Consider the following 14,447-nt stretch of genomic DNA (forward strand, 5'->3'; position numbering starts at 1 on the left):
GAAATTTCAGCGCGGATCAAAGCCAGGGTAGGCGGCGGCCAGGGCGTTCCAGGCGGCCTTCTGCGCATCAGTGACGGCGCCGGGCACGGCGATGTCCAGTTCCAGGTACAAATCGCCTGGGGTGCTGGCCGAAGGAATGCCGCGTCCCTTCAGGCGCAGCTTGCGTCCGCTGCCGGAGCCGGCGGGCACGTTGACCTCGACCGTGGCGCCGTCAGGCGTGGTGACCTGTACACCGCCGCCCAGCGCAGCCTCCCAGGGCGTGATCCACAGCTTTTGCGTGATGTCGCGGCCTTCGATGCGCCAGCGCGTATCAGGACGGAAATGCACTTCCAGGAACAGGTCACCCGCAGCGCCGCCGCTGAAGCCGGGGCTTCCTTGGCCCGTCAAGCGGATAAGCTGGCCTTCCTTTACGCCCTTCGGAATCTTGACTTGCAAGGTGCGTTCTTCGGGTACGGGCTGGCCTTGCTCGTCCAACCGCACGCCGCGTAGCGTGATGCCGCGCTCGGCGCCCCTGTAGGCGTCGATCAATTCCAGCTCGATGCGGGCATGGCGGTCCTCGCCGCGCATCTGGGCAGAGCCCCGGCCTTGGCGGCCGCCGGTGCGCGCGCGACCCGCGCGGCCAAACAACTGCTCGAAGAAATCGCTATGATCGCCACCTTCACCAAACTGGCTGTGGAAGGCATGGCGGAAAGCCTCGTCATTTCCATCGCCGCCGAAGAACTCGAAGCCCTCGTTCCAGCCCGGGGGCGGCCGGATATCGTCACCCGAGCGGGCGCCTGCGGCCCAGTTCTGCGCACCCACGGTATCATAGGCCGCACGCTTCTCGGGATCGGATAGTACGGTGTTGGCCTCGTTCACCTCGGCCATGCGCTCGGTGGCATCGGGTTCCTTGCTCACGTCGGGGTGATATTTGCGCGCTAGCTTACGGTAGGCTTTCTTGATGTCGTCGGCGCTGGCTGATTTGTCCACGCCCAGAATCTGGTAATAGTCCTTGAATTCCATAAATAAACTTGCCTCAGTGCGCTGCGGTGGATGGTTTTCCAGCACGGAGTCTGCGTGCCTCGTTTGCCGTAAGGTTGTTTCGCTTCTGAAAGCAGCATACTGGCCGAGCATGTCTTTGTCGAGGGATGGACGTAAGTAGCGGGCGAGCGGCCTGGCTGGAGTTATCCTGACCTAGCGCCACACCTATTCAGCATGTAGGGCGCAATAACCAACGGGCATTGCGCCGTATTCTTCCTTTCCAATAAACTCATTGTATGGACTACAGGCGTGTATGGCATAAAGGTGGAATATATTTCTTCACCGTCAATTTGTTGCAACGGCAAAAGAATGACTTGTTGACCCAACACATTGATCTCTTGCGCCAAGTCGTATTATCTGTCAAACAACGGCATCCTTTTATCATCCACGGCTGGGTCGTATTGCCTGACCACTTGCATGCCCTGATTGAATTGCCTGCCAACGATGCAGACTATGCCGTTCGCTGGCGACTCATCAAGTCTGGGTTTTCCAAATCGATACCGAAACAGGAATATCGTTCTGTCGTACGACTCGAGAGGGGCGAACGAGGTATCTGGCAAAGACGGTATTGGGAGCATTGCATCCGAGATGAAGCCGATTTCCAAGCCCATATGGATTATATTCACATCAACCCGGTTAAGCATGGTCTGGTGGCGAGTGTAAAAGATTGGCCTTATTCGACTTTCCACCGATTAGTCGAGCAAGGCATCTATCCTTGCGATTGGGCCGGAGGGAGTGAGGGCAAAGTTGAATATGGCGATTGAGGGAGGTAGCATACGGCGCAATGCCCGTTGGTTATTGCGCCCTACGCGGGCTGGTTCCGGGGCGATTCATTCTCGCCTTGGCACTACTTCCATATCAGCACGCCCAAGAAAATCGCTTGTACGGCATTCTGGACCGTAGGAAATTGGACCAGCTCGCCTGGGTCCTGTTAAAACAAAGAGCCAGGCATAACCTGGCTCCATAGTCCAGATTTATCTGGACCTGTCTATTCTTGAAAATTATCTAATTCTGTAATGGTAGCAAGTGGCGTGATTTTTCTTGGTCTGTGAGTTCGATTGTATCCAATTTCAGGTTCATTCGATTTTAGTAACCGAATAAGCTCGCTTTCCTTTTTATTTACCTCCGATATGTTGGTCGATTCAAACAGAATTTGTTTCCTAAGCGTAAAATCGCTTAATTGTTCCTTTGTGAAATCTTTCTCTACTAATTCATTGCACCAGCTACCGAAATATCTTATTGAGTGACCAGCCGAGCCAATATCTTTACCGACGTATATTTTTCCGTTTGGGAAAACTATCTTATAGACGACATAGGGAAATTTCATTTAAATTCACTTTGTGGGCAGTTTAATAGGGCTGTATCGTTTTGTCGTTTGCTTATTATTATGTCTAACAGATTTCATAATGTCTGTTTGAGTGTTCAATGACCCAGTAGGCAAATCGGACAAATGGTTCTTTTCCAAGTGTCGGACATTTTCAATACCCAAAAGCTCACTAATAAGAATGGAGAAATTTGACCCGTCCATTCCTGTTGTCTGTCCGATATTAAACACAAGGTTACTGATTGCCTCGCGACGGAAAAAATGGAAACGAAAACCTTTCGATTTTAGCCCGAGTAGGGCGCAATAACCAACGGGCATTGCGCCGTATGTTATCTGACCTTTGACTGATTGAGCAAAGCGCCGAGTTTCACTTTTTCTCTAGTGATTAACTACCTTACGATATAAAGCCCGCTTGAGCAGCCTCCTCAACCGTTGCGGCGTATACGAGGCAAGTACCAATCCCCCAGCGACAATCGCAAGCAGCCAATCGATATGCATAGGCGCAAAGTCGCGTCTGCTGGACTTGAGCTGGTGCATCGCGGATTTGACATCCTCGACATGGTCGCCGTTGACGTAGGCGGCGCCGATTTCCTCGCTGAGTTTGATCAGGTATTCCTCATCCAGGGAGGACTGGTAGCGGTCATTCTCGGAGGTGGCTGTGCCCTTGTCGCGCGTGCCCAGGTTTTGCTGCGAAATCTGGGCGACGCCGGGTTGCAGGACGAAGTTTTCTGCTGACCAGTAACCCAGAAGCTTATTGTTTTCATCGAACTTGGGGATGGGTTGCGGCTCCTTGCTACCTATGCCGACCAGCAGCCAGTCGCCGTCTTTCTGGAAGTTGCCGAGGTCGCGGGTATTGAAGGCATGCAGGCGCGGGGCTTCTTCGCCGTCGGTAAAGAAGATGGCTTGGGTGGGCTCGGGCATGGTGCGCAGCAGGCGCGCCAGCGAGTCCACGCCTTCGCGCAGGCGGGTGTTGCCGGACCATGCCTGGCGCCATTCTATGCGGGCGATGGTGTCCTGGATGGCGGCGTAGTTCTCGCAGACTTCGATCGGCGTGTAAAGTGCGGCGACGCTGAGTCCGGAGAAAAGCGCCAGGCTGACGCGGCTGCCGCACGGCATGCTGGCGACCAGGTCGTGCGCGAGGTGCTTGGTGTATTCCAGGCGGGAAATATCCTCGCCGCGCCAGGTCATGCCCTTGGTGTTCATGCTCTGGCTGATGTCGATCACCAGCATGGTGCTGTAGATGTTGTGCGGCACCGGGATGGTGGGCTTGAATGCGGCCGTCAATAGCAGCAGCAGCGCTAGCATTGGCAGCAGGGTCTCTCGGTGCATATAAGGCTTGAGGCGGGCGGGCAGCATGGTCTTGTTACGGCAGCCCTACCGGGATGTTGCCCATGATCAGGCCGGGCGAGTCCGACTCCCCTGATCCCGGCGTGGGCGTCGATGGCAGCATGCTGAGCACGCGGTCGAGGTTATGGCGCGCATCCCAGAAGCTGTGGTCGAGACGCAGGGATTGCTCATAGGCCGTGCGCGCCTGGTTGAGCAGGTATTCGGTCTCGTCTCGCACAGTGATGTCCCGCCCGTTCACTGCCAGGCCGCGCAGGAAGAAGATATTGCCGGTGTTGAACTGCACTGCGGATTTTTGCGTGCTGTCGCCTTTTTCCAGCAGTTGCCCGAACAGTTGCGTGGCTTCCTGGTAGCGTCCGTTGCGGGCCTGCCAGTAGGCCACGGCGAACTTGGCCTCATAGCTGTCCTGGCGCGTACTGGGGGATTTGCCTTGCTGGATGGCCTGGTTGAAGGCGCGGATTTCCTGGATCTGGTAGGCCTGCCATCCGGCCAGCCCGAGAGAGCCGATGGCGAGTAGGGCGAATCCCCAGGTAAGTTTTCTGGCGCTTAGTGCCATGTTCTGACCTCGATGAATTTGGCCAGCAGCAGCAACGATAACAGCACGGCTGCCAGCAGGTAGCAATAGGGAGCGAAATCGCGACCGGGAATTTCTTCCTGGTAGCGGATGGGTTTCTTTTCCTTGCGGTTGATGTCCTCGATCGCGGCGGCCAGCGATTTCGGGTCTTCAGCCTCGTAGGCCTGGTAGCCGGTGCGCAGAGTCTTGAAGAAGTCGTTGAGCTCGAGCGCGGGCGGCAACGGCTTGTCTTCTGGCGGGACGTAGCTGGTATCGAAGATGCTGGTGGCGCCCGGCTGGCGCAGCACGATCCAGTACAGCGTGACGTTCATGCGCTCCAGCCAGTCGCGGATTTTCTGCTGGGTGTTGGCGCCCATGCGGCCGCCGCCGTCTGAGAGCAGGATGATGGCGCGCGAACCCGAGTCGGGGGTCTTGTCGAACTGGGCGAGTCCGGTGGTGAGCCCGCTGCCGATATTGGTCTGGAACAGGGCTGCACCACCGGCAGCACGAATCGCCGCCAATATGGCCTCGCGGTTATCCGTGAGCGGCAAGGCGTGCATGGCGGAGTTGCTGAAGGTGACCATGCCGAACATGTCGTTGCTGCGCTCATTGACGAAATGCGTGATGAGGCGCTCGGCCGCCGCGGCCTTGGATTCCCCGGCGACGCCGCTGGTTTCCGCGCCTGAGAAGGCTTCGTCCATGCTCGCGCTACGGTCGATCACCAGTACCAGTTGCGCGCCCTGGCCGATGCGCTCGATATATTGCGCATCGGTCGCCGGCCCGGCGGCTCCCAACAGCATGAAGCACAGCGCCAGCGCGGCGAGTATTTTCAGCAATATGCCCAGCAAATCCGAGATGCGGTCGCGAGGCAGCAGGCTCAGCCAGGAGTAGCTGCGGCTATGCTGGCGGTCCAGCAACAAGGGCACCAGGCTGAGCGGCAGCAGCATGAGCAGCCAGGCATGATTGAAATTCACTTACTTCATCCCCCGCTCGATGTCGCGGCAGCGGCGGCCAAACTGGCGCAGCCATGCGTGCGGGTCTGCCGGGATGTTCCGCTCGGAGCTGTCGAAAAATATCGCTCGGGACAATAAGAAAAAGCGCGCGACATCTTCCGCCAGCGGGGTGAAAGCGGGCTTGATGCGAATGATCTCCTCGGCGCTGAAGACGCTTTGCCTGCAACTCTGCTTGAACGCCTGGTGCAGGTGGTTGACGGCTGCTTCCAATCCGTCCGCGTCATGGCTGGTTTTCCTGAGCTTGCGATAGGCCTTGGCGAACGGGCCGCCCATGCGGGGCAGCCAGGCATGGTTGCCCAGGATGTACAACAGCCCGAGCAGGCTCAGGCCGAAGATGGCGAATGCGCCGTAAAGAACCTGCCGTTGTCTATGATCGCTGATCAGCAACGGGCCGCGCAGCGGGCTCATGTCCTTGCTGATATTGACCGAGCCATAGACGGCCAATGGCGAAATGCGGAAATTCCAGCTGGGGATGCGCACCTGGAACAGCTTGCCGTCGCCGGAAAACTTCACGAACTCTGGCGGCAGCGCCGCCGGCTTGGCGACGATGCTGGAGGTGAATACCTGGTAGCTGAGTTCCAGCGTGTAGATGTTCTGGCCGTTTTCGTGCGATTCGCTGACTTTGCTGGCATAGATCTCGATGCCTTGTTCCTTGTTGCGGTAGCGCTTCTGGTTGCCGGGAATGGGCAGCGAGGTCGGCAGCAGCTTGTACTGATCGTTGACCTTGAGCGTGATGGTGCGGCTGAGGACATCGCCGACGTGGTAGCCCACTTCGCGTGCCGGGTTTTTGGCTATGATCTCGACAGGCGGGTCGTCGGCCTTCGCGGTAGGAGTTTTAGACGCGGGAACCTCCGCCGCCTGGGCCGGAATGCTTGCCAGCATGGCGGCCAGCAAGAGGAATATGTTGAATCTGTGGAGTGCGATCATGTTCATGCCGTCACAAACTGGTAGAAGTATTCCGTCAAGGCGTCTGCGTCGAAGCCTTGCTCGATAAAGAAGGGCGGGACGTCGAAGCGCATGAACAACGCGTTGAGTGCGGCATGGCGTTCTGCAAATGCCGCTTGGATGCGGGCGTGGGTGGATTTGCGCAACATCAGCGTGCGCTTCTCGCCGGTCTCGCTGTCGGTGACATGCGTCAGCCCGAATTCGGGGATGGCGCTGTATTCGGCGGCATCCCACAGCACGATGGGCACGATATGGTGCCGCTGCATGGAAACTAGCGCTTCTTCGAGCGCTTCCAGCGGCATGTGGAAGTCCGAGACTAGCAGGACCAGCGCGCGTTCGCGCGGCAGATAGCGGCTGATCTGCAGGATGCCTTCACTACCAATATGTGGAGGACGGTAGTCTTGCAATTGTTCAGCCAGCAAGTAGGCCGCCTGCACTCGCGTGCTGGCAGGGATCACCCAGGCGTCGTTGACTTCCTCGTCGAAGCCGATGAAGCCGAACGGGTCGTTGACGCGCGAGGCCGACTGTGCCGCGGAGGCGGTGATTTCCGCGGCAATCCTGAGCTTGTTGAAATGGCCGGAAAACCCCATAGAGCCGGACAGGTCGCAGGCGACGAACACGGGCACCGCGCTGCGCTGGTTGTAGATGCGCACATAGACTTGCTCCATCGGGTCGCGCAGGCTGAGGCGCAGATCGATGCGGCGCGGGTCGGGATAGGAGATCAGGGGCGCATGCCCGACAAAATCCATGCCCAGCCCGCGTTGTGCGCTGGCATGGCGGCCAGGATGGCGGCCGCGGGAACGCCAGCCGATCTGGTAGCTGAATTCCTTGGCTAGCTCGTTCATGGCGTTCAGGTGGCGCTGATGGTGTGAATGGCCTGGCTGAGCAGTTCGCGTGCAATCTCGGTGCGGCGCATTTCGTAAATCGGGTTGAAGACCAGGCGGTGCGCGATGGTTTCGTGGAACACGGCATGAATGTCTTCGGGCAGCACCGCCTCGCGGCCGTTGAGCCAGGCGTTGACGCGCGCGGCGCGCATCATCATGGCGATCCCGCGCGGACTGGCGCCGGCCACCACCAGGCGCTTGATGTCCACGCCTTCGACCTTGAGGCCGTAATCGGCCGGGCTGCGGGTTGCCAGCCAGAGGTCGAGCGTATAGCGGCGCAGGGCCGGGCTGGCCTGCACGCTGGACTGGATCAACGAGGCGATCTGGTTGAGCCCGTCGAACTGCAGGATGCCTGGATTCACCTGGTCGACCAGGGCATCGACGTCATGGAAGCGCGTCTCGAAAATCAATGATTCCATGATGTCGGCGTCGGCCGGGACGGCGATGGGGATTTCCATCATGAAGCGGTCGCGCGCGGCGGAGGGAATTTCGAAGGTTTCCTCTTTTTCCACCTGGTTGCGGTCGGCGAACACCAGCATATGGGGGAAATGATGCTCGCGGTTGAAGGCGGACAATGTGCGTTCCGCCATCACGCGCAACAGCAGCGAGTGCACCTGCGGGCGTGCGCGGTTGATTTCGTTGAAGAAAAACACCGACAGGTTGGTGCCGTGCGACAGCAGCGGGCCTGGGCTCACGTGCGGGCGTCCGTCATCGCCGAGGTAGGTGTGGTACACCAGGTCGTTGGGCATCAAGTCTATGGTGCCCTCGATACGCTGGTAGCCGCCGCCGATGCCGCGCGTGAAGGCGCGCAGCAATGTCGTCTTGCCGACGCCGACATCGCCCTCGAGCAGTACGTGGCCGCGGGCAAAGATGGCGGTGGTGATCAGGCGTATCGCATTGGCCTGGCCGACCACGACCTGATTGACGTTGTTTTCCAATTGCAATGCCTGCGCACGCCAGTCGGCCAATTGACGGTCACTCATGTGGTGGATTCCAGTACTAGGTTGAATGGTTGATGGGGAAAATTTCCCGTATGGTAGGGTTTTTAATTCATGGTGTAAACAGATCGGTATAGTTTTGGCGTGGGCTTGCCGTTTTGTGCCGTCATACACGGCAAGCCGGTGGAACCGAGACTGGATTTGCGGAGATTTATTAATACTTTCACAGCTTAGGGCTTTTGTTAAAAAGCATTTCAGGCGAAAATAACGGGATTATCAGTACAGAATAATTAAATGCAAAAACAGAATAGTTTCACCTTTGAAGAATTGCTTTCCTGTGGTCGTGGCGAAATGTTCGGGGAAGGCAATGCGCAATTGCCATTGCCGCCGATGTTGATGTTTGACCGGATCGTCTCCATTACTGAAGATGGCGGTCAATATGGTAACGGGCAGATTATCGCGGAGCTGGACGTCAGGCCCGACCTCTGGTTCTTCAACTGCCATTTCGAGGGCGACCCGGTGATGCCGGGCTGTCTGGGCCTGGATGCCATGTGGCAATTGGTAGGGTTCTACCTCGGCTGGATGGGCGGCAAGGGCCGCGGCCGCGCACTGGGCGCGGGCGAAGTGAAGTTTACCGGCCAGGTGCTGCCTACTGGTAAACTGATTACTTATCGTATTGACCTCAAGCGCGTGATTATGCGCAAGCTGGTCATGGGCATCGCCGATGCCCACATGGAAATTGACGGTCGCGAAATTTATGCAGCCAACGACTTGCGCGTCGGCCTGTTCACACGCACCGACAATTTCTAGCAGATTATTCTGCTGAAACAGCCTATCGCTATTGATTGAATTAATGTGGGAGAACACGCAATGCGTCGTGTCGTCGTCACCGGGATGGGCATCATTTCCAGTCTCGGTAACAACAAATCTGAAGTCCTGGACAGCCTGAAGGCAGGCCGTTCCGGCATCCGTTTTCAACAGGAATATGTTGATCAGGGGCTGCGTTCGCACGTCGCCGGCTCGATCGAGAACCTCGAGCTGGAAGCCCTGATCGACCGTAAGCTCATGCGCTTCATGGGTAAAGGGCATGCTTACGCCTGGCTGGCCATGCAGGAGGCGATTGCCGATGCCGGCCTGCCGCCCGAGCTGGTGTCCAATATCCGCACCGGCCTGATCGTGGGCCAGGGCGGCGCCTCGCACGAGAACATTCTCTCCGGCGTGGATACCTTGCGCGCCAAGGGCGTGCGCCGCGTAGGCCCTTACATGGTGACCAAGGCCATGGCGAGCGGGGTGTCCGCATGCCTGGCGACGGGCGCCGAGATCAAGGGCATCAACTACGGCATCAGTTCCGCCTGCGCGACCAGCGCCCACTGTATCGGCGCAGCTGTGGAGCAGATCCAGCTCGGCAAGCAGGATATCGTATTCGCCGGCGGGGGCGAGGAAGAGCACTGGACGCTGTCCTTCATGTTCGATGCCATGGGCGCGTTGTCCAGCAAGTACAACGCCACGCCGGAGAAGGCGTCGCGCACTTATGACGTCGACCGCGACGGCTTCGTGATTTCCGGCGGCGGCGGCATCGTGGTGGTCGAGGAGTACGAGCATGCCAAGGCGCGCGGCGCGAAGATCTATGCCGAAATCGTCGGCTACGGCGCGACTTCCGACGGCTACGACATGGTGGCGCCTAGCGGCGAGGGTGCGGAGCGCTGCATGCGCCTGGCCTTGCAAGGCGTGGAAGGCCCGGTGGATTACATCAACACCCACGGCACCAGCACGCCGGTGGGCGACGTGAAGGAACTGGAAGCGATCCGCGCCGTGTTCGGCGGCAGCGATGTCGCGATCGCCTCCACCAAATCGCTGTCCGGCCATGCGCTGGGCGCCGCAGGCGTCAATGAGGCGATCTACACCCTGCTGATGATGGAGAATAACTTCATCGCGGCTTCGGCCAATATCGACAATCTCGACCCGGCAGCCGAAGGCCTGAACATTGTGCGCGAGCGCATCGATAACGCCAATATCCAGACCGCGGTGTCGAACAGCTTCGGTTTCGGCGGTACCAATGCCACGCTAACATTCTCGCGCAGGCAGCTTGCTTGATCTGATTGAACGGGGCCGATGGCCCCGTTGTCATGTTGGAGTCTGGAGTTTGTATCAATGGCTGTGGGTATGAAACGCTATGAAAAGCTGGTGCACGATATTGCGACGGCCATTCGCTCCGGGGTGCTCGCTCCAGGCGAGAAACTGCCTTCTGTGCGCCAGGCCTGCCTCAATCACAAGCTGAGCCCGGCCACGGTTTTCCGCGCCTATTACGAACTGGAAAACCTGGGCCTGATCCGCGCCCAGCCCAAATCGGGCTATTACGTCAGCAACCATGCCATCAAGCAGCTGGCTTCCAAGACCACGCCCGTGCCTGGGCAGGAAAGCACCGCCGTCAGCATTTCCGATATGGTGTTTTCCATCCTTGGCTCGATCAAGGACCCGGACACGGTGCCGCTTGGCTCGGCTTTTCCCTGGCCGGGATTGTTCCCGCTGGAGCGCCTGTCCCGCTCATTGGCGCATGCCACGCGCGACATGGGCCCGGCCGCCATCGTCGAGTCGCTGCCGCCCGGCAACCGCGACCTGCGCCGGCAGATTGCAAGGCGTTATCTCATGCAGGGCATAGAGGCGGATGTCGATAGCATATTGATTACCAATGGCGCCTTCGAGGCATTGAATCTGTGTCTCGAGGCCGTCACCAAGCCCGGCGACCTCGTCGCCATCGAGTCGCCGGCTTTTTACGGCTGTTTGCAGGCGCTGGAGCGCCTGCAGTTGAAGGCGGTGGAAATCCCGGTAGACCCGGTGCTGGGCATGGATCTGGATTATCTGGAAAAAATACTGGAAAAGTGCCCGATACGCGCCTGCTGGAGCATGACCAGCTTCCAGAACCCCATGGGGGTTTCCATGCCCGCGGAGCGCAAGCAGGCGCTGGTCGAGCTGTTGACACGGCACAGCATTCCCTTGATCGAGGACGACGTATACGGCGAGCTCTATTTCGGCATGCAGGAGCACAGGCCTGCCAAGGCGTATGACAAGGAAGGCTATGTCATGCATTGCAGCTCGTTCTCCAAGACGCTGGCGCCCGGCTACCGCATTGGCTGGGCGTTGCTGCCAAGCCGCTTCGAGCGCGAAGTGGAGCGGCTCAAGGTGATTACTTCCTTATCCACCAGTACGATCGCCCAGGCGGCGATCGCGGATTTCCTCCAGCATGGAGGCTATGATCGCCACTTGCGCAGGCTCCGCACCAAGTTCGAGTTGCAGCAATATCAGTATCTGCACTTGATCGCGCAGCATTTCCCCGCGGAAGCGCAGGTGACGCGACCCCATGGCGGGTATTTCCTCTGGGTGGCCTTGCCGGAGGAGGTGGACGCATTGATGTTGTTCCAACGCGCGCTGGAGCAGGGAGTGAGCATTGCGCCCGGTCCGATCTTCTCTGCCCGGCGTCAATGCTGCAATTGCATCCGCATCAATTACAGCAAGCCGGTGGATGCCGAGATCGAGCGAGCGTTCAAGACCTTGGGACGTTTGATGGGTACGCTTGAGAGGCGCGATGCGGCCATCAGTGCGGACGAAAGGTGAGGTTGCCTGGCTGTGATGCCAGCCAGGCCTGTTGACCAGCTTTTACTCCTTGATCGTGACGGACTGGATCACGATGTTCTGGAATGGCGCGTCGCCGCCGTCGGTGGGCATGATCGCGATACGCTGCACCACATCCATGCCCTTGATCACGCGGCCGAATACGGTATAGCCCCATCCCGTCTCGGAGCGTTCGCTGAAATTGAGCGAGGCGTTGTTGGCGACGTTGATGAAGAACTGGTCGGAAGCCGAATGGGGATCGCCGGTGCGCGCCATGGCGATCGTGCCGGTGGCGTTGGTCAGGCCGTTGTCCGCCTCGTTCCTGATCGGCGGATGCGTGGGCTTGGGCTCGAAATTGGCGTCCAGCCCGCCGCCTTGGATCATGAAGCCTGCGATCACGCGGTGGAAGATCGTGCCTGAGTAATGGCCTTCCTTGGCGTAGCGGATGAAGTTGGCCACGGTGTTGGGGGCTTTTTCGCTATTGAGGTCGACGACGATCAAGCCCTCGCTGGTCTGGATTTCGGCGAGCGGCTCGGCCATGGCCGGCATGGTTCCCAATAGGAGGACCAGGAGTGTTGGCAGATGCAGGAGTTTGGACAGCATAGAATAATTTCCTCAATGACAGGTTGGGGCTGAAGATACGGACAGCGGGGCAAACAAATACACCAGGCCTTCCAGGTCTACGTGGTTGAGCGCGTAGGTGGCCTGCTGCTGCACAACAGGTTTGGCATGGTAGGCCACGCCGCAGGCGGCGGCAGACATCATCTTGAGGTCGTTGGCGCCGTCGCCGATGGCGGCCACCTGGTCGTGCCGCAGGCCCAGCTCCTGGCGGAAGCGCTCCAGATAGTCGGCCTTGGCCTGGGCGTCGACAATATGGCCGAGCAAGCGGCCGGTCAGCTTGCCATCGACGATCTCCAGCGAGTTGGCCTTGGCGACGTCCAGGTCCAGCATGGCCTTGACCCGGTCGGCAAAGAAGTCGAAGCCGCCAGACACCAGCATGGTCTTGATGCCGTGCTGCTTGCACGCCGCGATCCAGGCTTGCGCGCCGGGCGTCAATTGCAGGCGCTCGTCGATCACGCGCTGCAAGGCAGACGCGTCCAGCCCCTTGAGCAGGGCCACGCGGCGGCGCAGGCTTTCGGCAAACTCGATCTCGCCGCGCATCGCGCTCTCCGTGATCGCCGCGACTTGCGGCTTGAGGCCTTGCATGTCGGCAATCTCGTCTATGCATTCTATGGTGATCAGGGTGGAGTCCATGTCCATCACCGCCAGGCCCAGGTTGTTCAGCTGATGTTTGTCTTCCACCAGCGCGACGTCAATGCGCTGCTCGAGGCAGAACGCATGCAGTGCGGGAGGAATCTCCGCCTGGCCAGCCAACTGATAGGCATGTTCGCCGATCTGGATAAACTGCTGGTGGCTGGCGCTGAGTAGCTGGTGGATATGGGCCAATTGCTCGAATCTGATTACCGGGCCCTGGATGACGAGGCGCATATGCGAAAACACTATGGGGTGAAAATTGGGCTTTATTATACATGGCTGCAACTATTGCCGGATTCGAACTTGCTCGCCTGCTGATGCGGCCCCTGGGTCTCCGTGCTGGCGCAATACGGGGATTTGCGCGAAAATACGCTATTAGTCCATCACAAAAGTAAAAACATGAATTTGCATGAGTATCAGGCCAAGGCGCTGCTGCAGCGTTACGGCGTGAACGTGCCCCGCAGCCAGGTGGCGGAGACGGCACAGGCGGCGGTGGATGCCGCACGAGCCCTGGAGGGCGACGCCTGGGTGGTAAAGGCCCAGGTGCATGCCGGCGGCCGTGGCAAGGCCGGCGGCGTCAAGCTGGTGCGCAACCTGGACGAGGTGCAGGATATCGCGGTCAGCCTGCTTGGCAAGCGCTTGGTCACCTACCAGAACGCTCCGGATGGCCAGCCCGTGGAAAAAGTGCTGGTCGAGGAAACGCTGCCGATCGCCCGTGAACTGTATGTCTCCATGCTCGTGGACCGCTCGCTGGAGCGCGTCGTGCTGGTGGCTTCGGCGGCGGGCGGCATAGAAATCGAGGAAATCGCCAAGGACAGCCCGGAAAAAATCCTGCAGGAGGTCTGCGACCCGCTGAACGGGCTGGTGGATTACCAAGCGCGCAATATCGCGTTTGCCCTGGGGCTGGCCGGCGACCAGATCGCGGCGTTCACGCGGCTGGCCAAGGGGCTGTACCGCCTGTTCAAGGAAAACGACCTGGCATTGCTCGAGATCAACCCGCTGATCGTTACCGCGGAAGGCGCGCTGGTGGCGCTGGATTGCAAGATGAGCGTAGATGACAATGCGCTCTACCGCCGCCGCGAACTCGCGGAGCAGCGGGACTGGAGCCAGGACGACGCCAAGGAGGCCGAGGCGCATAATGCCGGGCTCAACTACATCGCATTGAACGGCAATATCGGCTGTATGGTGAACGGCGCCGGCCTGGCCATGGCGACCATGGACCTGATCAAGCTGCACGGCGGCGCGCCCGCCAACTTCCTCGACGTCGGCGGCGGCGCTACCGCGACCACGGTGGCGCGCGCGTTCAAGATCATTCTCGCCGATCCCAACGTCAAGGCCATTCTCGTCAATATCTTCGGCGGCATCATGCGTTGCGACATCATTGCCGAAGGCATCATCACTGCAGTCAAGGAAGTGGGCATCGAGATTCCCGTGGTGGTCCGCCTGGAAGGCACCAATGTCGAGCTCGGCCGCAAGATGCTGAGAGAGAGCGGCTTATCCATAATTTCTGCCGCAGGCCTCACCGATGCCGCGCAGCAGGCAGTAGCAGCAGTGAAGGCGTAA

The 14,447-nt window shown here is 59.2% G+C and carries 15 protein-coding genes; 5 read left to right on the forward strand and 10 right to left on the reverse strand.

Annotation, left to right across the window (positions count from 1 at the left end; genetic code table 11):
• Nucleotides 1-6 precede the first annotated feature (6 nt).
• Nucleotides 7-1,002: a DnaJ C-terminal domain-containing protein gene (locus ACKF11_RS10010; RefSeq protein WP_407996940.1), complete on the reverse strand. Its 996-nt coding sequence runs from the start codon at nucleotides 1,000-1,002 to the stop codon at nucleotides 7-9.
• A gap of 254 nt (nucleotides 1,003-1,256) precedes the next feature.
• Here ACKF11_RS10010 and ACKF11_RS10015 point away from each other — a divergent pair, with 254 nt between their 5' ends.
• Nucleotides 1,257-1,784 carry an REP-associated tyrosine transposase gene (locus ACKF11_RS10015; protein WP_407996941.1) on the forward strand — a complete coding sequence of 176 codons (528 nt, stop codon included), beginning with the start codon at nucleotides 1,257-1,259 and terminating at the stop codon, nucleotides 1,782-1,784.
• Between the two features lie 224 nt (nucleotides 1,785-2,008).
• Here the strand turns inward: ACKF11_RS10015 and ACKF11_RS10020 are convergent, their stop codons facing one another.
• The 7 genes from ACKF11_RS10020 to ACKF11_RS10050 all read right to left on the reverse strand — a co-directional run bounded on the left by ACKF11_RS10020 (nucleotide 2,009) and on the right by ACKF11_RS10050 (nucleotide 8,066).
• On the reverse strand, nucleotides 2,009-2,347 hold the full coding sequence (locus ACKF11_RS10020) for a GIY-YIG nuclease family protein (protein WP_407996942.1): 339 nt from the start codon (nucleotides 2,345-2,347) through the stop codon (nucleotides 2,009-2,011).
• A gap of 375 nt (nucleotides 2,348-2,722) precedes the next feature.
• Nucleotides 2,723-3,700 (reverse strand): vWA domain-containing protein, encoded by a 978-nt coding sequence (locus ACKF11_RS10025; protein WP_407996943.1) that lies wholly within the window; start codon nucleotides 3,698-3,700, stop codon nucleotides 2,723-2,725.
• A 7-nt stretch (nucleotides 3,701-3,707) separates the two neighbouring features.
• On the reverse strand, nucleotides 3,708-4,244 hold the full coding sequence (locus ACKF11_RS10030) for a tetratricopeptide repeat protein (protein WP_407996944.1): 537 nt from the start codon (nucleotides 4,242-4,244) through the stop codon (nucleotides 3,708-3,710).
• Nucleotides 4,235-5,215: a vWA domain-containing protein gene (locus tag ACKF11_RS10035; protein WP_407996945.1), complete on the reverse strand. Its 981-nt coding sequence runs from the start codon at nucleotides 5,213-5,215 to the stop codon at nucleotides 4,235-4,237. The genes ACKF11_RS10030 and ACKF11_RS10035 overlap by 10 nt, the downstream gene beginning before the upstream one ends.
• A complete protein-coding gene (locus ACKF11_RS10040) occupies nucleotides 5,216-6,181 on the reverse strand; it encodes a hypothetical protein (protein ID WP_407996946.1) in 966 nt (321 codons plus the stop codon). It abuts the gene before it with no gap.
• Nucleotides 6,182-6,183: 2 nt separating this feature from the next.
• Nucleotides 6,184-7,044, reverse strand: a complete 861-nt coding sequence (locus ACKF11_RS10045) for a DUF58 domain-containing protein (RefSeq protein WP_407996947.1) — start codon at nucleotides 7,042-7,044, stop codon at nucleotides 6,184-6,186.
• Between the two features lie 5 nt (nucleotides 7,045-7,049).
• Nucleotides 7,050-8,066, reverse strand: coding sequence for an AAA family ATPase (locus tag ACKF11_RS10050; RefSeq protein WP_407996948.1), 1,017 nt, complete (start codon nucleotides 8,064-8,066; stop codon nucleotides 7,050-7,052).
• Between the two features lie 249 nt (nucleotides 8,067-8,315).
• Between ACKF11_RS10050 and fabA the strand changes: the two genes are divergently transcribed.
• The 3 genes from fabA to ACKF11_RS10065 all read left to right on the forward strand — a co-directional run bounded on the left by fabA (nucleotide 8,316) and on the right by ACKF11_RS10065 (nucleotide 11,633).
• The gene (gene fabA, locus ACKF11_RS10055) at nucleotides 8,316-8,831 is read left to right on the forward strand and encodes a 3-hydroxyacyl-[acyl-carrier-protein] dehydratase FabA (RefSeq protein WP_309566741.1); all 516 of its coding nucleotides are present in this window, start codon (nucleotides 8,316-8,318) and stop codon (nucleotides 8,829-8,831) included.
• A 60-nt stretch (nucleotides 8,832-8,891) separates the two neighbouring features.
• On the forward strand, nucleotides 8,892-10,115 hold the full coding sequence (fabB, locus tag ACKF11_RS10060; protein ID WP_309566742.1) for a beta-ketoacyl-ACP synthase I: 1,224 nt from the start codon (nucleotides 8,892-8,894) through the stop codon (nucleotides 10,113-10,115).
• Nucleotides 10,116-10,184: 69 nt separating this feature from the next.
• Nucleotides 10,185-11,633, forward strand: a complete 1,449-nt coding sequence (locus tag ACKF11_RS10065) for an aminotransferase-like domain-containing protein (protein ID WP_407996949.1) — start codon at nucleotides 10,185-10,187, stop codon at nucleotides 11,631-11,633.
• 42 nt (nucleotides 11,634-11,675) lie between these two features.
• Here ACKF11_RS10065 and ACKF11_RS10070 read toward each other — a convergent pair whose 3' ends face one another.
• Both ACKF11_RS10070 and serB read right to left on the reverse strand, forming a co-directional pair.
• Nucleotides 11,676-12,233 carry a peptidylprolyl isomerase gene (locus ACKF11_RS10070; RefSeq protein WP_407996950.1) on the reverse strand — a complete coding sequence of 186 codons (558 nt, stop codon included), beginning with the start codon at nucleotides 12,231-12,233 and terminating at the stop codon, nucleotides 11,676-11,678.
• Between the two features lie 12 nt (nucleotides 12,234-12,245).
• A complete protein-coding gene (gene serB / locus ACKF11_RS10075) occupies nucleotides 12,246-13,118 on the reverse strand; it encodes a phosphoserine phosphatase SerB (protein WP_407996951.1) in 873 nt (290 codons plus the stop codon).
• A gap of 165 nt (nucleotides 13,119-13,283) precedes the next feature.
• Between serB and sucC the strand changes: the two genes are divergently transcribed.
• Nucleotides 13,284-14,447: an ADP-forming succinate--CoA ligase subunit beta gene (gene sucC, locus ACKF11_RS10080; RefSeq protein ID WP_407996952.1), complete on the forward strand. Its 1,164-nt coding sequence runs from the start codon at nucleotides 13,284-13,286 to the stop codon at nucleotides 14,445-14,447.

The organism is Methylobacillus draconifructus (assembly GCF_045984385.1).
Lineage (GTDB): Bacteria > Pseudomonadota > Gammaproteobacteria > Burkholderiales > Methylophilaceae > Methylobacillus > Methylobacillus flagellatus_A.